The organism is Proteiniphilum sp. (assembly GCF_040307845.1).
In the GTDB taxonomy this organism is placed as follows: Bacteria; Bacteroidota; Bacteroidia; order Bacteroidales; family Dysgonomonadaceae; genus Proteiniphilum.
This window is the reverse complement of record NZ_JAWRIS010000020.1, coordinates 50,001-70,991: the sequence shown is the minus strand read 5'-3', so window position 1 is coordinate 70,991 and position 20,991 is coordinate 50,001. Positions and strand designations below refer to the sequence as shown.

At 42.3% G+C, this 20,991-nt stretch carries 19 protein-coding genes; 5 read left to right on the top strand and 14 right to left on the bottom strand.

Going from position 1 to position 20,991, the window contains the following annotated elements; all coding sequences use genetic code 11:
• Positions 1-2: 2 nt before the first annotated feature.
• From ABV001_RS04965 to ABV001_RS04910, 12 genes are all read right to left on the bottom strand, one after another.
• Positions 3-1,295, bottom strand: coding sequence for an acetylxylan esterase (locus tag ABV001_RS04965; RefSeq protein WP_352421783.1), 1,293 nt, complete (start codon positions 1,293-1,295; stop codon positions 3-5).
• A gap of 60 nt (positions 1,296-1,355) precedes the next feature.
• Positions 1,356-2,417, bottom strand: coding sequence for an alpha/beta hydrolase family protein (locus tag ABV001_RS04960; RefSeq protein WP_352421852.1), 1,062 nt, complete (start codon positions 2,415-2,417; stop codon positions 1,356-1,358).
• 664 nt (positions 2,418-3,081) lie between these two features.
• Positions 3,082-4,416: a Gfo/Idh/MocA family protein gene (locus ABV001_RS04955; RefSeq protein WP_352421782.1), complete on the bottom strand. Its 1,335-nt coding sequence runs from the start codon at positions 4,414-4,416 to the stop codon at positions 3,082-3,084.
• A gap of 7 nt (positions 4,417-4,423) precedes the next feature.
• Entirely contained in the window at positions 4,424-5,200 is a 777-nt protein-coding gene (locus tag ABV001_RS04950; protein ID WP_352421851.1) for an FAD:protein FMN transferase, read from the bottom strand.
• Between the two features lie 31 nt (positions 5,201-5,231).
• Positions 5,232-6,641, bottom strand: coding sequence for a putative oxidoreductase C-terminal domain-containing protein (locus ABV001_RS04945; protein WP_352421781.1), 1,410 nt, complete (start codon positions 6,639-6,641; stop codon positions 5,232-5,234).
• 9 nt (positions 6,642-6,650) lie between these two features.
• Positions 6,651-7,649, bottom strand: a complete 999-nt coding sequence (locus ABV001_RS04940) for a Gfo/Idh/MocA family protein (protein WP_352421780.1) — start codon at positions 7,647-7,649, stop codon at positions 6,651-6,653.
• Between the two features lie 46 nt (positions 7,650-7,695).
• The gene (locus ABV001_RS04935; RefSeq protein ID WP_352421779.1) at positions 7,696-8,484 is read right to left on the bottom strand and encodes a glucosamine-6-phosphate deaminase; all 789 of its coding nucleotides are present in this window, start codon (positions 8,482-8,484) and stop codon (positions 7,696-7,698) included.
• Positions 8,465-9,667: an N-acetylglucosamine-6-phosphate deacetylase gene (nagA, locus tag ABV001_RS04930; protein WP_352421778.1), complete on the bottom strand. Its 1,203-nt coding sequence runs from the start codon at positions 9,665-9,667 to the stop codon at positions 8,465-8,467. Before nagA ends, ABV001_RS04935 begins: the two co-directional genes overlap by 20 nt.
• A gap of 141 nt (positions 9,668-9,808) precedes the next feature.
• Positions 9,809-11,158: an MFS transporter gene (locus ABV001_RS04925; protein ID WP_352421777.1), complete on the bottom strand. Its 1,350-nt coding sequence runs from the start codon at positions 11,156-11,158 to the stop codon at positions 9,809-9,811.
• 115 nt (positions 11,159-11,273) lie between these two features.
• Positions 11,274-12,437, bottom strand: coding sequence for an AraC family transcriptional regulator (locus tag ABV001_RS04920; RefSeq protein WP_352421776.1), 1,164 nt, complete (start codon positions 12,435-12,437; stop codon positions 11,274-11,276).
• Between the two features lie 369 nt (positions 12,438-12,806).
• Positions 12,807-13,076, bottom strand: a complete 270-nt coding sequence (gene rpsO, locus ABV001_RS04915) for a 30S ribosomal protein S15 (protein ID WP_294080764.1) — start codon at positions 13,074-13,076, stop codon at positions 12,807-12,809.
• A 232-nt stretch (positions 13,077-13,308) separates the two neighbouring features.
• The gene (locus tag ABV001_RS04910) at positions 13,309-14,580 is read right to left on the bottom strand and encodes a carboxypeptidase-like regulatory domain-containing protein (RefSeq protein WP_352421775.1); all 1,272 of its coding nucleotides are present in this window, start codon (positions 14,578-14,580) and stop codon (positions 13,309-13,311) included.
• A 354-nt stretch (positions 14,581-14,934) separates the two neighbouring features.
• Here ABV001_RS04910 and nadB point away from each other — a divergent pair, with 354 nt between their 5' ends.
• The 5 genes from nadB to ABV001_RS04885 all read left to right on the top strand — a co-directional run bounded on the left by nadB (position 14,935) and on the right by ABV001_RS04885 (position 19,826).
• Positions 14,935-16,515: an L-aspartate oxidase gene (gene nadB, locus ABV001_RS04905; RefSeq protein WP_352421774.1), complete on the top strand. Its 1,581-nt coding sequence runs from the start codon at positions 14,935-14,937 to the stop codon at positions 16,513-16,515.
• Positions 16,516-16,607: 92 nt separating this feature from the next.
• Entirely contained in the window at positions 16,608-17,459 is an 852-nt protein-coding gene (gene folP / locus ABV001_RS04900) for a dihydropteroate synthase (RefSeq protein WP_352421773.1), read from the top strand.
• A gap of 104 nt (positions 17,460-17,563) precedes the next feature.
• On the top strand, positions 17,564-18,325 hold the full coding sequence (gene cdaA, locus ABV001_RS04895) for a diadenylate cyclase CdaA (protein WP_352421772.1): 762 nt from the start codon (positions 17,564-17,566) through the stop codon (positions 18,323-18,325).
• 93 nt (positions 18,326-18,418) lie between these two features.
• Positions 18,419-19,516 (top strand): DNA replication/repair protein RecF, encoded by a 1,098-nt coding sequence (gene recF / locus ABV001_RS04890; protein ID WP_352421771.1) that lies wholly within the window; start codon positions 18,419-18,421, stop codon positions 19,514-19,516.
• Between the two features lie 16 nt (positions 19,517-19,532).
• Complete coding sequence (locus ABV001_RS04885) at positions 19,533-19,826, top strand: DciA family protein (RefSeq protein WP_323424770.1); 294 nt, start codon at positions 19,533-19,535, stop codon at positions 19,824-19,826.
• A gap of 101 nt (positions 19,827-19,927) precedes the next feature.
• On the opposite strand, the gene ABV001_RS04880 is transcribed toward ABV001_RS04885, so the two are convergent.
• Positions 19,928-20,572 carry an outer membrane beta-barrel protein gene (locus tag ABV001_RS04880; protein ID WP_352421770.1) on the bottom strand — a complete coding sequence of 215 codons (645 nt, stop codon included), beginning with the start codon at positions 20,570-20,572 and terminating at the stop codon, positions 19,928-19,930.
• A gap of 50 nt (positions 20,573-20,622) precedes the next feature.
• The gene (secG, locus tag ABV001_RS04875; protein ID WP_352421769.1) at positions 20,623-20,991 is read right to left on the bottom strand and encodes a preprotein translocase subunit SecG; all 369 of its coding nucleotides are present in this window, start codon (positions 20,989-20,991) and stop codon (positions 20,623-20,625) included.

Here is a 20,991-nt window from a genome sequence, read left to right as displayed (position 1 = left end):
TTTTACTTTTGAAAAGAATCCAATATCCATTGATTGGTTTTTTTAGGTTGTTCAGGGTAAATTCTATGTTTACCTTCCGGTATGATAAAAACCTGCTTCGACGCTTTTATTACATTGTATGCGGCATAAATGGAGGTAGGAGGTGTTGTTTCATCGTTGAATCCCCAAGAGTAGAAGCCGGGAACAGTTATATTTCTTGCAAAATTGACGACATCGTAATAAGGTACAGTGTTCAGCACATCTTGGGTATTATATTTTTCCATATTTTCCTGATTAAAAAAATGGGGCCACCCACCTGCACGGCCATGTAAGTAACCTGTAAAATCGCACATTGCGGGGCATAACGCAACAAGCATGTTTATTCTTTTATCAAGGGAGGTGGTAATGATAGATAAAGCTCCTCCCTGACTTGATCCCCATGAAGCTAAGTTTTTCCCATCGAATTGCGATAACGAAAAGATCACGTCGACAGCCTTCACACATCCTGATATTACTCTCCTGAAATAATAGGCATCCCTGTTGTACGCCCCCCAGAATTTATAATCAATATAGGGACTTTCCCTCAAATTATCATAGAATTTCTTTTCCCATAGTACGGGGAATGGATGGATATATAAGTCTATGGTAATGATGTTTTTATCTGCTATAGCAAGATTGCCTCCTGACGGATGTACTCCTGCACCAGGGAAGCGGATGACCGCCGGAAACTTTCCACTTTTCACAGGGATCGTAAGAATACCGTAGGATCTGTTTTTGTATTCATCATTTAGATAACTCACCTGATAAACGTTGTATGTATCTGTACATTTGTCTTTTATCAAAGTCAGTTGGGTGTCCAACGGTATTTTTCTTGCTTTTGAGATACTCTTTTCCCAAAAAGATAAAAAATCTTTCGGATATTCTGTAGTCGGTACAATTTCCCACGGTTGGAATGCTGCTGTTGCATATTCTTCCTGTGTGATATCTCCAAAAGAGATTGTAATGGTACATCTTAAGAAGCCGGGCACCTTCATGGTGCCTCCATCTATAATGAATTCTTTATTGCTACTATTGAAAGAATCCTCTTTCCATGCGGTCATCTTTTCAGGACCAATTTCATAGGATACAGAGAACTGGCCAGGAGTATCCCCAGAGATAGATACTTTAAAGGTTACGTTTTCACCGATATTGTATATCCAATCATTATGGTCGGGTACTATGTTTACTTTTAAGTCTCCCCCATAACAAACTATAAATTGGCTGGCAAATAGTCCGGTAAGAATAATACGGACAATATCGACTCGTAAATTTCTCATATCTTATTCAGTTTGTTTTCTTATTTGTACTAAGATCCTTGATTCCGGAAAAGGTTGGCTTTATTTCAGATACCACTCGAAAAAAGAATACACTATCTCATTTGATTCTGCATTGGGACTATGTTCTGGTCTGTTAGTCATAGCTACCCGATGTTTATACCCCAAAAGATGATTGACAGCGATAGTGTGATTCAACGGAATCCAACGTTCAACAGGATCGGAAGAACCACCCGATACAAGAAACGGACGGGGTGCCATCAATGCATGTAGTTCATGCAGATCGTAACCTTCTTCCCGCAGCCTTGGGTAGAGACCTTTGGCTTTCTCCCCGGTTTTGGGCCATATGTTTTTCCATGGAGGAGGATAGTAGCCAAGATACCACGGTTCCCAATAATTAACCCCTGATCCTTTGGTTTCGTCGAAGACGATACCGGGATCTATCCATACTGCAGCAGCAAATTTGTCATATAAACAAGATGCAAACATGGCCCATTTACCTCCATAAGAATGTCCTACTATCCCAATTCTTTTCGGGTCTACATCCTTCACTTTGGCAAGTGCTTCATAGGCATTCGCTGCAGCGTAAGCTAATGTGGATAATGGTTGGATAACAGCATTTTCCCTATTCGGATAATAGATGGAATAAGTTTTATTATTGGTCGTTTCTGTTGTGCCTATTGATAAAGTGACAAATCCCCTTTTTACCAGCTGATAAGCAAAATCCCTGTAGGGTTTTCCCTCTATTCCTGCCGCTGTTTCCGGTTCATAAAACACGGTGATTACTGCTGGTTTTTTCCCTTTTGTTTCAGGAACCAACAAGTATCCTTCCGTTTGTTCATTGGGGATCCAGAAAAATCTTACACGATGTTGTGTAAAATTTTCACGTTGTACTGTTTCTAATATTTCGAACTGCTGGTCTTCCCTGATTGAAGGCCATTCTCCCATCATCTCCATCCATCTGGCTTGGATCTCTTCCCGTCGTCTTTGCCAGTCCTGTTTTGTTCTTACCGTGTCTCCATTATAGAATATAAGCGGAGAGCGATAATCACCATAATTGTCCTTGAACTCCTCTGGAGGAGTAAAATAGGCGTCAAGTGGTGACTGTGTGGAGCAGCCATGCATGAAAAATATACAAAGAAGTAATGGCAATAATTTTAAATACATTTTTTTCGGTATTAAAAGTGCGACTTGCCCTTGGATGAAGACGATTGAATATTTCTTCATGTACAAAGAAAGTAAGGTTATAGCTTATAATAGTTTATTTTCACGAAATCATTTCCTCAAAAAACGGAGGTGTTTGTAAAGATCGTTAACAATGAAAACGCGGGGCTCAGATTTATATCAAAATAAACCGAGCCCCGAAACTCCTTCTGCAGGTTTCTGCATCCACTGATTTTACTCTGTTAACAATGAGGTGTGAGACATGTCCATGACGATAATCCCATCCTCGAAGACCTCATAGGCGAAAACCCAATTTATCCAAATGTTTGAAATGAAAATATTGCTTATCGTCTTACAAGTTTATTTATCAGATAAATTACAAATCTGAAGAATGTTACGATCAAATACAAAACAACCGTTATGACAATTACATAACCTATCTGGGTAAATGTTTCATACCATGGGGTTTTGAATATTATAATTGCAACTATATTTGTTGCAAATGCTGTGATAAAGCATGCTGAGACAACATATATTTCTTTTTTTAGCCGACTGGACGTTATGATTAAGTCTTTCATCTGAATAGTTCCATTAATAGTGAAAAAATTACGATCGCTAAATTTTTTTATGAGAATTTCATATAAGGAATTTTGTATTCTTCCGGGAAAGTAATTTGCTTTTGCTCTTCCATTGCTTGATTTCCCAAATGACACAGCATGGTGGCCAGATATGCTTCTTCGACAATATTCTTTCCTTTTTCACCGGTAATGCATGCCTGGCAAAATGCTGACAGTATCTCGTCAGAACCGTCTTTTAATGCGCCAATCATGGATAAACCGTCATTCACATGAAACTCGCCTTCGAGGATGTTGTGGGGAATGTAATTTTCTTTTGTCTCCGGTCGCCAACTTGGACCGGCCGCAGGGACCGAAGCATATAATTTATTGCCTATCTGTCCGATGAGTTGCTCAATACCTGATTTTCTTCCGCCGGCCTCATTTTCCAGGTAATAAATACCGGTGGCAAGATTCATCGTGCCTTTATTACCCAGTATCTGATCTTCCATCCCATTGAATTTATTGGAAATGAGGGATTCATAGTTGATTTTAACGCCATTGGAATAATGATAGACCAGATTTACACTATCATATACCTCCCGGCCGTCCTTCCAATATACGATGTCCCCCTTTCCTACTACCGATTCAGGTACCATTTGCATGGCCCAGCAACATACTTCCAGTTGATGGGATGCCAATTCAGTCATCAAACCGGCTGAATAATCACGGTACAATCGCCAGTTGATCTGACGTTCCAGTTCGGGAGAGGGGACAGGGCGTCGCCAATCGTGATTTCTGAACCAATAACAGCGTTCTCCTACGATATTGCCAATCACCCCATCGTGAATCATCTGCATCCCCTTTATATATTTCTTGTCGAACATACGCTGCACACAGAAATAAAGCACCCTGTCGGTTTTTTGGTATGCATCGTAAACAGCTTTGCACTGCTCCATGTTTAAAGCCATAGCCTTTTCACAATAAACATGTTTACCTGCGGACAGCGCATCCAGGGTCATGGGTGCATGTAAGTAGAGCGGGGTGGATATGATTACTCCATCAATGTCATGAGATTCCAGCATCTTCCGGTAATCGGTATATGTCTTCGCATTGGGACAAATGGCAGATGCTTCTTTCAGGTTAGGGGGATAGATGTCGCAGAGGGCTACAATTTCGGCATGCGGTATTGCCATTACGGCGTGTAGATTGTATTGTCCCCTGGATCCGGTTCCTATAAAGCCGATCCTTGCTTTTTCATTCTTTATTTCCTTGGCTTTATCCGGCGTGAATGACTGCAGCCACGGGGTGGTTGCCAGTAGTGCGGCTCCACCTGAAATATAACCCAGATCTTTGATAAATTGTCGCAGGCTGGTGTCTACCTGTTTGGGTGTTTTTTTTGACATGATGTTTTTATAAATTATATTCCACTATACGTTGTATAGTGAAATTCTCGGAAATTTGCTTTTTCTCTTCATCAGAGGCGATCATGAAAACCGTGCTTAGCACTTCTGCTTCCAGCGGATTTTCCGACATTACAGAGATCGCTTTACGTCCGTTCACCGATTCCCTTGAATGAGGACGTACAATATGTCCCGTATAGGCAGGTGTATTCCCGGAAACCGAGAGTGCCATGTCTTTTAAGGAGATTTCGTCCAAAATTACAGACCGGTTGTATGGATTTTCAAAACTTACTTTCCATACATCTCCATAGGGATGGTGTCCAATTCCCAGGATAGAACTATTCCCGAAATCTGCGAAGCAATCTTTTACCTCTGCCTGATGGATAATATCTTTAATTTTCAATAAAGTGTATCCCTTGGCGTATCCTCCGAAATCCAATGAAATATCTTTTTTTGAAAAAGAGACTGTATGATTATTTTCATTCAACACTACTTTCGAAAAATTATCCAATGTGATATCAAACAATCCCAAAGTGCGTATATGATACATTTGGCAATTCTTCAGGACGGACCATATCTCCGGATTTACCTGAACAGGCGTAAGAGCCGCTTCTTTATTGATTTTTGAAGTTTCGCTCGTAGTGTCGAAGCGATTAAAGAGTTGATCGAGCCGCCGAAGTTCAAAAACTATATCGCCCCAGAGCTCTTGTGACTTCAACCTGTTCTGGTTGATAATGAGTATATCGAATTTTGTCCCCATGATCCCTTTCATCGAACCATGGAACATGTTCGATTCCTCATAATAAGTTCCGCCGGTGTCAATCCCTATCTTTTGCAACTTCTACTGCTTTTGTAGTGATGTAATATTTTGCTAAAGTAGTCATTTTTTCCCATTCAGGTATATCACGTTTTATGAGAAAACTGAAGAAACTTTCAGCAACGTATTTGAAATGCGATTCATGCCCTTCTCGATTTTCTATAGGAATATTGATGAGATACTTCCCTTTGGTGGACGTAGGCGAAGCAAACACGAAAGGATAGGTCGTTTGGATTTTTTTGATTGCTTTTAGCAGGTTACCGGAAAATTCATTATCGTCTACCCCTTCTGGTTTTTCCACATATAACTGCTTTACAAAATCCTGTTCTTTGTCCTGTACTGTTTTCAGGATGGCTTTTGTCCCTTTCACCAGCGACATGGAGGTATCTCCGCTGCCTTCGGGTGCCTGCCAGTTCCAGATCACTTTTAACCCTGCATTCAGGTTTTTAATATTGAAATGGAGGGTTCCGTTAGCATAAACCTTCAGAATGGAGTTGTTGATATATTTCTGCAGGTAATCGGGAAAGGAGGTTTCTCCTGTCGATTTTGAAAACTGATCCAATGTTATTTCAGTCGGCCAGTGAGTAGCAGATATATTTCCAATATCTTTTGTGTAATCAATAGGTTGTCCGGGGAAACATTTCCAGAACAGCAGATCGATCAGGTGAGTGGTTACATCGGCAATTCCTTCACCTTGTTGTTCCACATCGTAGTACCATGTAGGACGGACCAAGGGCGTACCGGATACTTCTTTATAGAAATGATGCACGCTTTCCATATAGACTGCAGGATCTTCTGGTGTTCCCTGAGCCAATTCGCCAAAGAGTTCCTGATCATTGATGAGTTCTTTTTCAATGATATTTACCATGTCGTAGCGCTCGGTCATCATATCATATAATAACACATTTTTTTCTTCGGCATTAGTATAGGCTTGTTCGAGTAAAAGGAAATCTTCCCGGTTAATGGCCATAGGTTTATCTGACAGCACGTTTAATCCGGCATTTACCGCGCTGAGAATGTATCCGGTCTTTTCTCTGTTATTACCTGCAAGTACAACCACATTTCCTTTCTTCTCGTTTACCATTTTATTCAGAAAATCATCATCGGTATAAACGATTGTCTTCCAATTGGTAGGCATTTCATCTCTTTGGTTGAACGATTCGATGGCTGCAAGATATTGCTTTAGTCCCACATCTTCGGTAGCTGCGTATACAAAAACCGAATCGTTCACTTGTGGAATACTACTCTTTTGAAGAAGATTAGCATGAAAATGTTCCGGAGCCAAGACAATTAATTTTATTTCTCCATCCTTTCCGGTGAATAAAGTTTGATCTCCTGAAACGTTATTGTTTTTTTGTATACAGGATAGCAACATTAGTCCCACTGCAATGATCTTGATAAAACTTTTCATTATAGAAAATTATTTTAATTCCTGAAGCAGTTGTTTGGCTTCTTTCAGGCCTTTACGATAGGTATCTTCCATCAGAATAATTTTGCCTTCTTGACGCTTGCTTTCATTGGACGCTTCCATAAAGGTAAATATTTCCAATGTTTCTGCTTCCGAAACAGGAGCTACACGGGTTTTGAAGAATTTCAGGATTTCAGTTAAAAGCACTTCATATCCCTGATAGGGGCCGACCGGCTCAGCTCCTTTATCGGTGAAAGCTGTACCCCCGTAGATACTTTTTCCTGTACGACGACCTCTGAAAGTCCCAATTCTACCATCATTCCATAGACCTACTACTACGTCAGTTCCTTCGGACGACATGCGGTTCACTTCAACACATCCTGTCCCCATAATAGTGTACAGAGTTTCCACTCCATGGATGCCGTACCAGCCAAAATCAGGATGTGAAATTTCACGTGTTGACGGAGAATAGCAATCCGCGCCTAAAATTTTACCATATTCTCCATTACGCAATTTCTGGTTTTGTGGAACAAATCGCAATGCAGATGAAGAGAAAATGGGGACATTATGTTCCCTGGCCAATTGATAGATTGCTATGGATTGTGCTAAAGTGGCTCCAAGAGGTTTATCTATAAACATAATCTTTCCTGCTTTAAATACTTCGTAAGCCTGTTCTAAATGCAGATTCCCATCGTTGGTTTCCAACATTACACAATCTACTTTATCTAAAAGCTCTGCAATAGAAGAGGTGATTTCCACTCCCAGTTCTTTCACCTGCTCGATGTAGCCGGGGATACGGTCGTAACTCGATTTGATGGTTTTCGACCCATAAGGATAGGCCGCCACTATTGTATATTCCTTAAATTCTTCTTTTTTGTCTTCTCCATTCAGAAATTTGGTGAAGGCGATGGCGTGGGAAGTATCCAATCCGATAATCCCGATCTTTACCTGTGCCTGGGCAATCAGTAGAAGCCCGGATAAAATAGCTGATAGAATAATTTTTAGTTGCATAATATGATAGATTTTTAGAATCAAGAATCAAGAACCAAGACTTTTTTTAATTAAGTAATGATGCGCTTTCTTCATCGAGATAGAGTCTGGCATCTTCTTTTGTTCTCAAGATAGTGGCCGGGCATTTTTCGCTGATCTTATCGTTTAAGGTGTGATAGACTGCTTCGGCTTTATTTCTTGCCGGTACCATACAGAACATATATTTGGCTTTCAACAGCGCCGGAATGGTGACCGTGACGGCATGAGTGGGTACCAAATCTACATTGGTAAATAGATTTTCGTTGACTTGCTGTTGCCTGCAAGCCAGATCGAGCTCTACCACTTTTACCCGTTTCGGATCATTGAAATTGGCTACGGGAGGGTCATTGAATGCTATGTGACCGTTCTCTCCAATCCCAAGACAAACAATGTCCACAGGGTATCGGCTCAATAAACCTGCGTATCTTTCGCACTCTGCAAAAGGATTCTCTGCCCTGCCATTTATATAATGAACACTTTTAAAAGGTACTCGATCAAAGATACGTTCTTTCAGGAAATTACCGAATCCCTGCGGCGCATCTTTTTCTAATCCTATGTACTCGTCCATGTGAAAGGCATTGATCTTTTCCCACCGGATCCGTTCATCGGCAATCAGTACCTTCATAAAATCGCTTTGCGATGGTGCAGCGGCGAAGATCATATTGATCTCTTCCTTCTCCTTCAGCAGTTGCCGGATCGTGTCCGATACATTGACGGCCGCTTCCTTACCCATTTCCTCTCGCGTATGGAAGATTTTCACTTCCAACATTCCTTTGGTGAATGTAATTACATTTGTGTTAGTTTCCGTATATGACATTTCCTCCCAAAATTGTGTGTGAAACATTAATATTATCATCAAAAATAACGAAATCAGCGTCTTTTCCCTTCTGGATAGATCCTTTCTGCCGGTCTATCTTCATGATTCGGGCAGGGGTTAAGGTCATCATCCTTACCGCTTCCACCAGAGGGACTTCGGCAATGTTTACCATGGTTCTGACTAACCGGTCGGTGGTGGCCACACTACCGGCGAAAGCTGTACGATCGGGCAGTTTTGCCACACCATCTTCAATGATTACCTTCTGTCCTTTGTCGAGGCTGCCCAGGATGGACTCTCCGTCGGGCATGCCTGCTCCCCGCATTGAATCGGTACAAAGTGCGGTTTTGTCGGGGCCTTTGAATTTATACACAAATTGAAGCAGGGATTTAGGTAGATGTACTCCATCGGCGATGATCTCCACGTCCATTCCGTCAATCAGGTAAGCGGCTTCGACAACGCCGGCATAACGGAATGCATTTCTCCGGGTGACGGTTGACATGCCCGAATACAAATGGGTTGCCAGTGTGAATCCCGCTTCAAAAGCAGGTATAACTTCTTCATAAATTGCATCGGTGTGGGCAATGGCCGGGAGGATATTACGGGCGGTTAACACTTTCCCGAATTCCAATGCTCCGGGCAGCTCAGGTGCCAGGCTCCATCGAACGATATCGTCTGATGCCGCCAGTATCTTATTATACTCTTCCGGCTCCGGATTCCTGAGGTATTTTGGGTCCTGTGCGCCCCGTTGGTTATAGGCGAAATAGGGGCCTTCAAGATGCAGGCCGAGGAATTTGGCTCCTTTTTTATTCTGTTTTACCGCTTCCCGATAGGTATCGAATGTTTTCATCAGCTCATCAGTAGTGCTGGTGAGGGTAGTGGGTAGTAGAGCGGTGGTTCCGTGTTTGGCGTGTGTTTCTGCCGCTCCCAGGTATGCCTCGACGGTTCCATCCATAAAGTCGTGTCCGCCACCCCCGTGGGTATGGATGTCAATGAATCCCGGAGATATATATTTTTCCTGTGCGTCAATGATTATATCTCCATCTCCGACTATCTTTTCATCGCCCCAAATAGTTTCGTTCAATTTTAGGATATCGACTATTTTTCCGTTCTCACATACGATGGTTATATTCTCTTCTATTCTGTCAGGAAAAATGACCTTTCCGTTTTTTATGATGGTTTTCATATAAATTAAAAATTAGAAACTAACTAAGAATTAAGAGTGAAAAGTGAAAATTATTCTCATCCCGTCGAACCGGGATCTTCACTATGTTTCGATTGGCATATTGGCACATTATTCTCATTGGCATATTGACACATTAGCACATTAGTGCTTACTCCAGGACTTGATCTTATATCCGCTGGCGGCATACCATACGATGTAAGCAAAACAGGGGATAAGTATCCAGTATGCCTGTTTCATTGCTTCGAAGGGTGATAATGATGCATTCATTTCCACAAAAGCATTATAGACGATGGGCATGATAGCGCTTCCACACAAGGCCATCACCATGAAGGCGGACCCCAGGTTGGTGTATTTGCCCAATCCGTTGATGGCCAGCGGCCATATGCCCGCATACAGCAGAGCATTGGGAAGTCCCATCATTACTAAGTACCAAAGGGAGATATCAACAGTAATACCAAGGAATTGTACCGTGCCTGAGGTGGTGATGATCATTACGGACAGTATCAGGTTGATAGATGCACTGATTAATAGTGCATTCCGTTGCTTCAGGTATTTGGGGATAAGGACAATCCCCAGGAAATAACCGAGGAATGTCAGCAACATTGTATAGGAAGGAATATTCTGTGCAGGCCCTGCAAGGCTTTCCCCCATGGTTCCCGCATACTTGATACTGGTTCCCAGCGCAATCATTTGGGTGCCTATATGAAAGAACATAGCCACGACTCCTAATATGAGTGCCGGATATTGTAAAATGGACTTACGTGAATTTTCATCCTCGGCGGATTGTTTGTTGACTACCGACGGATCCAATTCGGGTAGTGGGGAATAACGGACTATGATGCCAAAGATAAACAGGAAAACTGCCAAAATAAGATAAGGAGTCATCACACCCTTTATCAGTGTATCTAAAGCTGTTTCTAACGCCACTCCCGTATACTTTCCCGCTTCAATGTCCCGCATGAGGACTTTGTCGGATTCCCTGATTACCACCGCTGCGAATATCAGATTGGCGATTACTCCTGCCAACTTATTACCGGTTCCTACAATACTCATCCGTTTGGCAGCACTCTCTATAGGTCCTACAATGGTGACGTAAGGATTGGCGGCCGACTGCAGGATGGCGAGTCCTACGCCTAACAGGAAGAGTCCCAACAGAAATATTTGATAGATGCGCCAATAGGCTGCAGGAACAAAAAGCAAAGCTCCTATCGACATACACCATAATCCAAGCATCATTCCCTTTTTATATCCTACCTTATTTAGCAGGAATGAGGAGGGGATTGCCATAATCAGATAAGCGATATAAAAGGCAAATGTGACCAGATATGACTGGAAGTTAGATAGTTGTAATGTTAGCTGGAAATAAGGTATTAAAATGGTGTTTACCCATGATACCAATCCGAAAATAAAAAACAGCAGCGCCAGTATTATCATCGACTTGATGGTGGTGCTCCTGTTTTGTATATGACTGATTTTAGGACTGTTACTCATATTGTTATAAATTAAAAAATATGCTTCGATAGTGCTTGAACGTACTTGTAGTGCAAAATTATTTTTTATATGGTACAGAAATGCTTTAAAAACGTAATTGTGTTTTCAAATAACGTTATGCCGTACGGGAATCACTATATTTCCTGCGGTATTCAACAGGGGTACAGCCTTTCATTTTTTTAAATATCCTGGCGATATTCTTACAGTCGTTAAACCCGGATTCCAATGCCAGGTCAAAGAGTGTCCTTTCGGTGGTTACCAATAAATGAGCAAAATAATCGATCCTGCAACTTAGGATAAACTGGTAGATAGAGGTCCCCATTTCATCTTTGAATTTCACTTCCAGGTTACGCCGGGACAGGGGAACCAATTCTGTGAGCTCTTCAATGTTGATATCGGAGATGAAGTTATCTTCAATGAAATTTACTATCTGGGAAATATATTCATTTCCGATATCATATTTTTCTGTAGATTTTCGAAGTTCAAATCTTGTTGGCCGGATAATGATATTGAACGGTTCTTTCATTTCTCCTTTAGTCATTCTGTCGATGAGCCTCCCCGCTTCATATCCGCCCTTCTCGACATCTGTAACAATGGAAGAGATCGGCGGGTCGGACAAATTACAGATCAATTCGTCGTTGTCTACTCCCAGCAAGGTAATCTCTTCGGGAATTTTGATATTGTTGATTTTGCAGTATTGAGATACCCTGAGTGCGAAATTATCATCGCAGGCGAATAGACCGATAGGTTTGGGAAGCGACAAGAGCCATTCATCGAGTTCAATATGACTGCTTCCCCATTCTTCCCCGTCCAGATTTTCGCTTTCAAAGTAATAATAGTTGCCTCCTGCTTTTTCTACCTGCGTTCTGAACCCTTCCGCTCTTTCACATGACCAAACCACTCCCTTGTTTCCGTAGAATGCAAAATTCCGGAAGCGCCTTTTGATGAAAAATTGTGCGGCCATCTCTCCCGTGCCGAAATAATCGCCAGTCAGATTGGAGAAGTAGGGACTGCGTTTTTTGTAGTTTTGGAGTAGGATAGGGATGTTCAATGATTCCAGCAGATTTGTGCCTTCGTGATCCCATCTCGCCACAATAGCATCGGCTTCCCACTCCCTGGCCCATTCCACAATCCCCTCTTTACCGTATAGCGTTTTATAATAGGAGGGTAATCGGTAAAAGATCCAAGGCCCATGTTCTTTGGAATACTGGATGAGTCCCCTGAGCAACCGGCGACTGAATTCGCTGGAATAATCGATAAGGATAAGTATTTTTAGCATAGCGATGAAGGGTATAATGAAAACGTTCAAATATCGAAAAATATTGAATTGACTCCTCAAATATAGATATTTTTTTATATAACCAAAAATTTTTAAAAAAAAAGAGGCCCCCTCGATCGAGAAGGCCTCTTTTGTATCGGTTAACGTGATATCAGCATTAAGGTAAAAAAGATTGTTTTAGGTTATCGATGCAAAGATAGGGCGCTATTTTGAATCGGCAAAATAAAAAAATATGTTATAAGACATATTTTTGCAACATATTTTCACTCTCTTGATGCTTAAATTCCTTTAATATAGGAAATTAGTTGTAAAAAAAAGAGGATAAAAACCGTTGTTCCATCCTCTTTTTACTCTTTCTTTTTGAAAAAATTATTTTCTGATACCTAATTCTTTGATGATAGAACGATATCTTTCGATATCCGTATCAATCAGATAATCGAGTAACCGGCGACGCTTACCCACTAAAATTTTCAATGCTCTTTCTGTGCTATAATCTTTTTTGTTTGACTTGAGATGCTCCGTCAAATGCGAAATACGGTAGGAGAACAATGCTATCTGCGCTTCTGGTGAGCCAGTATCAGTGTTGGACTTCCCGTGTTTTGCAAAGATTTCCTTCTTTTTAGCAGAATCTAAATACATACTGTTTTGTAAATAATATAATTGTATAAAACTTTTGGGATGCAAAGGTACACCTAAATTTCCTAATTCCAAATAGTTTTGAGTTTTTCTTCATTTTTCGCACCATTCTCCCTCTCTCTCAGTCTTCCCCGGTCACCTTTCCACCGTTCCACCTTTCGTTTCGCGCAATCTGCTATAGTTCGGCAAACTTAAGTAAACTTACTTTGTTCTCACTCACTCGCAGATTTCCGCATTATTCACTCCTTCGCCGTTGCAATTTCCCGCTCAATCGTTTCACGGCATCCATAATTTGCTGATCGGGTTCGATTACGTTGTATTCACCCCAGAAATCCGGATCAAGGAAATGTTCTACTTTTTCCGCGATCACATCGGTAGACCTGATCCGCTCGTTGCGCGGGAATTTCACTACATTGTTGTCATATCTGTCTGTAATAGCCATTTCCGAGCCGATAGTATAGGTAGTGGCAAACAGACCGAAGAATCGGTTTGTCCACCGTACTCGAAACGACACTTCGGTACTGCTGTAATTAAAGAACCACTTTCCGTTATTTTCTGTAAAGTCTACTACATATTGGGCCTTACTTACTTCTGCCCTCATCTTGGATGGTTTTCGCCTGATAAAGATATTGGCTGCATCTTTCCGGTCTTCCACATTCATATTGAATTCCATACGGGCAAAAGCGAGAGAGGCCGCATCCAGATAAATATTTCCCCTGAACAGGATTTCTTTTATTCCCGGGTGGGGCGCAAATGAAATGATATAGTGCGGCTTGTCGTTGATATTGATCAGTCCCTCGATATGAAATTGATATTCAGATGCATCTGTGCCGAAAACGATCTCGGGATTTTTGGCAATATCGAGTAACAAAGCATCGCTGATACCCCCCTGAAACTTCAGGAGGACTGTATCCCGGGGAGATATATCTGTAGCCTTGCGTCCGATATAGATCTTGGCCTGGTCATTACTGTAGGAACTGTAGGGGGCTTTGTAAATATCCAGTACTGTTTCCACCAGTGAAATATAATTGGATCCCTTCTTTACCGACTCGCGATAGAATGCTACCATCATGTGGGGGTTGTCGGGATAATTCTGAGGAATACGTTGTAATGCCTCTTTTATTAATTCTTTTCCCTCACCCGATACTACGACTACTTCACTTAGTTCTATGGGAGAAGGTTTTAAAGTGATATGATTGTTGGGATTATCGATCAGCGTAATTATAGGGATCTCCCGGTTCTCGTATCCCAGATAGCGGATAAGCAGTTGTGAATTTTTTGTAGAAGCCGGTATCCGGATAGAAAAGTATCCATCCTGATTGGTGACGCTCGATACATTCACCTGTTGAACCGAAACACTTGCATTGGACAATGGCTCATTGGAATCACCCCCGAGCACCCTGCCCCTGAGCAGATAAGTTGAATCCGGCTGTGCTGTATTTCCGGAAAACAGGCTCGAAGTCGATAGGAGGCAGAGAAATAGAAACAGGCGGAATAAGTTGTTCATACCAAAATAATTAAAAAGTGTAGGACAAGTCGTAAAGTGATGTTTAACAGTCAGTTTATTGAATATACAAAGAAAGCAAATTAGAAGAGATTTTGGGGATGTATAACGTTTTTTAACTTTATTGTTTGTTGGGAAAGCAGCCTGAGTGGTTAGATTGGATTGGGAGAAGGATGGGACTAGGGGATTGGGAGACTGGGGGACTGGAAGACTGGGGGACTGGGGGATTGGGAAACTAGGAGACTGGGAGACTGGGGGAGGGGGAAAAGTAATATAAGGTAGTATTTGTGGAAATGACGGGATGATTCCGGGAAAATCTTGTAAATTTGTATTTGAATAATCCTAAAAAAAAGGAAAATGGTTTATAGATATGATTTTTTGGTTATCGGTTCCGGTATTGCCGGAATGAGTTACGCCTTGAAGGTGGCAAAACATGGAAGGGTTGCCATTGTGGCAAAAAATTCATTGGAAGATGCCAATACATATTATGCGCAGGGAGGAATTGCTTCCGTCACTAATCCATGGGATAATTTTGAAAAGCACATAGCCGACACCTTGGATGCCGGCGCCGGCCTCTGTGACGTGGAGGTAGTGGAAAAGGTGGTACGTGAGGCGCCGGATCAAATCAGAGAGTTGATAAGATGGGGAGTCGATTTTGATAAAGATGACAAAGGCAACTTCGATCTTCATCGCGAAGGGGGCCATTCGGAATTTCGTATCTTGCATCATAAGGATAATACGGGTGCGGAAATACAGGACAGCCTGATTGAGGCTATCCGGAAACATCCTAATATCGACGTCTTTGATCATCATTTCACCATAGAAGTGCTTACACAGCATCATCTGGGGCAGGTGGTCACAAGACATACTTCGGGTATTGAATGTTACGGGGCTTACATCCTTAATCAGGAGACCGACGAAATTGATACCTTTCTTGCCCGGGCCACCATGATGGCGACCGGCGGGATCGGGTGCATTTACCAGACTACCACTAACCCGCTGGTGGCCACAGGCGATGGTATTGCCATGGTGGCGCGGGCCAAAGGGGAGATAAAAGGAATGGAGTTTGTGCAGTTTCATCCCACCGCTTTATATCATCCCGGTGCACGTCCTTCATTCCTGATTACTGAAGCGATGCGTGGTTATGGCGGTGTGTTGAAAACGCTTGACGGCAAGGAGTTCATGCACAAATACGACAAGCGGAGTTCGCTTGCGCCACGTGATATTGTCGCCCGGGCAATCGATACCGAGATGAAAGAAAAGGGATTTGACCATCTCTTCCTGGATGTGACCCATAAGAATCCTGAGGAGACCAGGAAACATTTTCCTACCATTTATGAAAAATGCCTTTCCTACGGGATCGATATAACTAAAGATATGATCCCTGTAGCTCCCGCGGCTCACTATCTGTGTGGAGGGATCAAGGTAAATATGGATGGGGAGACAAGTATCGGCCGCCTGTATGCTAACGGAGAATGTGCCTGTACGGGACTTCATGGAGCCAACCGGCTGGCATCGAACTCCTTGATTGAAGCAGTTGTTTTTGCGGATGCGGCGGCCAGGCACTCTATCCCTCTTTTCAAGCAGTATTCGTATCAAGAAGATATTCCACCCTGGAATGCCGAAGGAGTAACCTCTCCCGAGGAGATGGTATTGATTACGCAGAGTTACAGGGAAGTGGGACAAATCATGTCGTCCTATGTAGGTATTGTCCGTTCGGATTTACGTTTACAAAGAGCCCTTAACCGGCTGAATATCCTTTTCCGGGAAACTGAGGATCTCTTTCAGCGTTCTGTAGTATCACGTGATATTTGTGAATTAAGAAACGTCATCAAAGTGGGTTATATGGTCATTAAACAGGCTATGGCGCGCAAGGAGAGCCGAGGCCTCCATTATACCGTTGATTATCCGGGACGGAATCCGGATTCGATTTTATAGAGTAAAGAATAAAGAGTAAAGAATAAAGACTTTTAGGATTGAGAATGAAAAGTGAAAAATGTTGATTTCACAGTTCTGCAATTATCGAAATAATGAAAACCATCAATATAAACGGTACGTTGATTGATTTTTCCACGCCCCATGTAATGGGGATTGTGAATGTTACTCCCGACTCGTTCTTTTCGGGGAGCAGGAAACAGTCTGCAAACGAAATTGTGGATAGATGTACCCAAATTCTGGAAGAGGGAGGGACGATGATCGACGTGGGTGCTCAATCCACTTCACCCGCCTCCCGTTTTCTCGATGCCAAGGAAGAAGCCGGACGGCTGATGCCTGTCCTGAAGTTGATACGTAGCGAATTTCCTGATGTAATCCTTTCAGTAGATACTTTCTATGCCGATGTGGCGAAGGAGTCTGTAGAAGAATACGGTGTGAATATCATCAACGATATCTCGGGTGGACAGATAGATGAACGGATGTTTCCTGTGGTGGCACAACTCAATGTGCCTTATATCCTGATGCATATGCGTGGTACGCCACAAACGATGCAACAGTTCACCCATTATGACAATTTTATGCAGGATATCCTCTACTATTTCTCGGAACGCAAGGCGAAACTGAACCATCTTGGGGTAAAAGATGTGATCATTGATCCTGGATTCGGATTCAGTAAGTCGATATCTCAAAATTACGAATTGATGGCTTATCTGAAATATTTTCATATCTTTGAGGAACCGATATTGGTAGGAATATCTCGTAAATCGATGATTTATACACTGCTTGGGATCACTCCGGAAGAAAGCCTTAACGGTACATCTGCACTCAATACAGTGGCATTGCTTTCAGGAGTTGATATTCTACGGGTACATGATGTGAAAGAGGCTGTAGAGTGTGTGAAAATCATCGAAAACGTTAGGCATTATATTGATGAAGGAATAAGATAGTTGAGAATTAAAAATTAAAAGTGAAAAGTTAAAAATTAAAAGGTGGACATCTGAGTCTTACTCGATATAGACACGGTAGACACGGTTCAATTTCATAAGGATATATGCTCGCACATTTTGGAATAAAAGATTTCATTGATGTAGTGCTGGTGGCACTACTTCTTTACTACCTGTTCCGGTTGGTGAAAATTTCAGGGATGCGTCCCCTCTTTCTCGGAATCCTGGTTTTCATGGTAATCTGGATCCTGGTTTCAAGGGTATTTAATATGGTATTGCTTGGATCTATCCTTGATCAGTTTGTGAGCGTGGGACTTTTCTTGTTGGTAATCCTCTTCCAGGATGAGATCCGGCGTTTTCTGATGTCTCTTGGTTCTAAAAGAGGATGGCATTTCATCACAAAACTCTTTTTTCCCGGCGATAAGCAGAAGAACGACAAGTCGTATTTGACGCCTATCGTGCTTGCTTGCATGAATATGTCGAAAACCAACACAGGAGCACTGATTGCCATTCAGGGTGATCTCCATTTGGGACTTTATGAACAGACGGGTGAACTTGTTAATGCCGACATATCGTCACGGCTTATTGAGAATATTTTTTTTAAAAATAGTCCGTTGCATGACGGTGCTATGATCGTTGTGGGGAGAAAAATCAAGGCTGCGGGATGTATCTTGCCCATCTCACAAAACCCCAATATTCCTACCCACCTTGGATTACGTCACAGAGCAGGGTTGGGAATATCCCAGGAAACCGATGCGAAGGTGATTATTGTTTCCGAAGAGAGAGGTAAGATATCATTTGCTTCACAGGGACGACTCAAAATGAATATTTCTCCCGAAGATCTCCAACGGTTGTTGTTGGAAGAGTGATATTGATGTGATATGTGAAAAATTGAAGAAATAGAGAAGCCCAAGAAATTCAATAGTCTTGAATCTTGGCTCTTGAATCTTGACTCTAAAAAAATGATTCTGAAAGAACTTTCCCTTATCAATTATAAAAACCTGACTCAGGCAGATCTCACATTGTCTCCTAAGATGAATTGTTTCATAGGTGACAACGGAATGGGGAAGACCAACCTGCTCGATGCCGTCTATTATCTCTCCTTTTGCAGGAGTTACACGAATCCTGTAGATTCGCAAATTATAAGGCATGGTGAAGAGGTATGTATGTTACAGGGAAAGTATGAGTTTGAAGATGAGACTAAAGAGGAGATCTTTTGTGCTATACGTCGTCGACAAAAAAAACAGTTCAAGCGCAATAAGAAGGAATACGAGCGGCTTTCAGACCATATCGGTCTGCTCCCCCTGGTGATGATATCTCCCGCGGATAATGAATTGATTACAGGCGGGAGTGAAGTGCGCCGCAGATTTATGGATATGGCTGTTTCCCAGTTTGACAAGGAATATCTACGTGCATTGGTCAGGTATAATAAGGCATTGCAACAACGGAATGTGCTGTTGAAAAATGAGGAATCGGTTATTGATTTCACCTTGTTGGATCTTTGGGAAGAGCAGATGGCTGAAACCGGGACCTTTATTTATAGTAAAAGGAAAGAATTTATTGAGGAATTCACTCCTATCTTCAATCAATTCTATACGCGTATCAGCCAATCCGGAGAGCGAGTCTCTTTCAGCTATACCTCTCAATTGAATAATGCTGATTTTCTGGAGAAGTTGAGACATAACAGGCAACGTGATGTCTTTTTAGGTCATACTTCGGTGGGTGTTCACCGTGACGAACTCGAGATGCTGCTCGATGATTATCCCATTAAGAAGGTGGGTTCACAGGGGCAGAATAAAACTTATTTTGTTTCGCTGAAACTGGCACAGTTTCACTTTCTGTTGAAAAGAGGGAAAACAACTCCTATCATGTTATTGGATGATATTTTCGACCGGCTCGATTCGAAGCGGGTGGAGGAGATTGTAAAATTGGTTTCCGGTGCGGAATTCGGACAAATATTCATATCGGATACCAACAGGGGATCACTTGATAAAATACTGGCGAGGATTAATAACAACTCGCATATCTATTCGGTAATGAATGGAGAGATAATCTCCTGATGAAAGGTTAGCCTGTATGCAGAAGAAAAATGCTCAATCATTGTCGGAAGCGCTCTCCGATTTTTTTAATGAGAATAGTGCGCTGAAGATTAAAATGTCCCAACAACGAGTTATCAGGGGATGGAGTGAATTATTGGGGGAGGGGATTGCCAAGTACACCGGTAACCTCTATTTCAACCGTGGCACCCTTTACGTCCATCTTACTTCTGCTGTATTACGCGCCGAACTGATGATGAGCAAAGAGGAACTGATTAAAAAACTGAATGATCATGCGGGAGTGCCCGTTGTACATGATATTATGTTTCGTTGATCGAATAAGTGCCTGAGTGGTTAAGTGCCTGAGTGGTTAGGTGTTTGAGTGGTTAGGTGTTTGAGTGATCAGGTTGGGTGGTTATAGGTAATTAAGTGCATTTAGAAGAAGGCGGAAACACCTAAATACAATCCATCGGGATGGGGTGACTTGTCGTCTTGCACCAGGTCATAATTCAGTGTGATATGCGACCTGCCCAAACGGAAGCCGGCCCCTATCACCAATGAAGGAACAACTCCGTCGTCCTTATACGAGTTCAGGTCCATGTCTCTCCGCGGCTTCAAGTTGGACCAGATATAGTTTATTTCGGGTTGTACGAAGAGGGCTATGAAACTCAGCGGGTAAGCATATCCAAACAAGTTGGCTCCCAATAAATTGCTTTTTATCTCGTAATCATAGGTGCGCGATTTGTTATAATAGTATCTGATCCCCGCACCTGCCATGAAGTACTGGTTAAACTGATACCCTATTTGCGGCCCAAACCCCAGATTGGTGTAATTATTGCTTATCGACAAGCCGAGGTCCGCACCGAACCGGAGTTTACTTTTGTCGAATGTGGCCGGTTGCTTCCCGGCACTTACATTTCCCCTTCCCAAAGGCTTCCCGGGCTTTACGTTTACCGGACGATCGCGGTGGATATTCCGCTCGTCATTGGGAGATACCCTGATCGTATCATATGTAATGGTCTGCGCCCCTGCGGACAGGGACGATAATAGAAAAAAAAAGAATAGCACACGTTGTTTCATACGACAATGTGTATATTTTTTAATGCCAAGGTCGTATGGCAAATTATCATTTACTCTCCCGGTGTTTCTTCTTCCGGTTGAGGTTGAGCGGGAATCTGTGACGGAACAGGTATTTCCGGAGTCACGTTCGGGGCTGTGGAAGGATTTAACGGAGCCGGTTGCTCAACTTCTATTTGTGATTGCGGGATGTGTGAGCGGGTGGTAGTGTATTTGGCTGTCAGGATGCTTAAAACAATGATTGTTCCTGCCAATGTCCAGGTGAACTTCTCCAGAAAATCGGTTGTTTTCCGAACACCCATAATCTGGTTTGATGATGCGAAACCGCTTGCCAGTCCGCCTCCTTTGGATTTTTGCACCAATACGGCAAAGATCATCAGGATCGCTGCCAGTACAATAAGGATTGTGATGAAAATATACAT

Bases quoted from the DNA above. Each gene is read 5' to 3' on its own strand.
- ABV001_RS04965 (WP_352421783.1), bottom strand. From the start codon at position 1,295: ATGAGAAATTTACGAGTCGATATTGTCCGTATTATTCTTACCGGACTA.
- ABV001_RS04960 (WP_352421852.1), bottom strand. From the start codon at position 2,417: ATGCATGGCTGCTCCACACAGTCACCACTTGACGCCTATTTTACTCCT.
- ABV001_RS04955 (WP_352421782.1), bottom strand. From the start codon at position 4,416: ATGTCAAAAAAAACACCCAAACAGGTAGACACCAGCCTGCGACAATTT.
- ABV001_RS04950 (WP_352421851.1), bottom strand. From the start codon at position 5,200: ATGTTCCATGGTTCGATGAAAGGGATCATGGGGACAAAATTCGATATA.
- ABV001_RS04945 (WP_352421781.1), bottom strand. From the start codon at position 6,641: ATGAAAAGTTTTATCAAGATCATTGCAGTGGGACTAATGTTGCTATCC.
- ABV001_RS04940 (WP_352421780.1), bottom strand. From the start codon at position 7,649: ATGCAACTAAAAATTATTCTATCAGCTATTTTATCCGGGCTTCTACTG.
- ABV001_RS04935 (WP_352421779.1), bottom strand. From the start codon at position 8,484: ATGTCATATACGGAAACTAACACAAATGTAATTACATTCACCAAAGGA.
- nagA (WP_352421778.1), bottom strand. From the start codon at position 9,667: ATGAAAACCATCATAAAAAACGGAAAGGTCATTTTTCCTGACAGAATA.
- ABV001_RS04925 (WP_352421777.1), bottom strand. From the start codon at position 11,158: ATGAGTAACAGTCCTAAAATCAGTCATATACAAAACAGGAGCACCACC.
- ABV001_RS04920 (WP_352421776.1), bottom strand. From the start codon at position 12,437: ATGCTAAAAATACTTATCCTTATCGATTATTCCAGCGAATTCAGTCGC.
- rpsO (WP_294080764.1), bottom strand. From the start codon at position 13,076: ATGTATTTAGATTCTGCTAAAAAGAAGGAAATCTTTGCAAAACACGGG.
- ABV001_RS04910 (WP_352421775.1), bottom strand. From the start codon at position 14,580: ATGAACAACTTATTCCGCCTGTTTCTATTTCTCTGCCTCCTATCGACT.
- nadB (WP_352421774.1), top strand. From the start codon at position 14,935: ATGGTTTATAGATATGATTTTTTGGTTATCGGTTCCGGTATTGCCGGA.
- folP (WP_352421773.1), top strand. From the start codon at position 16,608: ATGAAAACCATCAATATAAACGGTACGTTGATTGATTTTTCCACGCCC.
- cdaA (WP_352421772.1), top strand. From the start codon at position 17,564: ATGCTCGCACATTTTGGAATAAAAGATTTCATTGATGTAGTGCTGGTG.
- recF (WP_352421771.1), top strand. From the start codon at position 18,419: ATGATTCTGAAAGAACTTTCCCTTATCAATTATAAAAACCTGACTCAG.
- ABV001_RS04885 (WP_323424770.1), top strand. From the start codon at position 19,533: ATGCAGAAGAAAAATGCTCAATCATTGTCGGAAGCGCTCTCCGATTTT.
- ABV001_RS04880 (WP_352421770.1), bottom strand. From the start codon at position 20,572: ATGAAACAACGTGTGCTATTCTTTTTTTTTCTATTATCGTCCCTGTCC.
- secG (WP_352421769.1), bottom strand. From the start codon at position 20,991: ATGTATATTTTCATCACAATCCTTATTGTACTGGCAGCGATCCTGATG.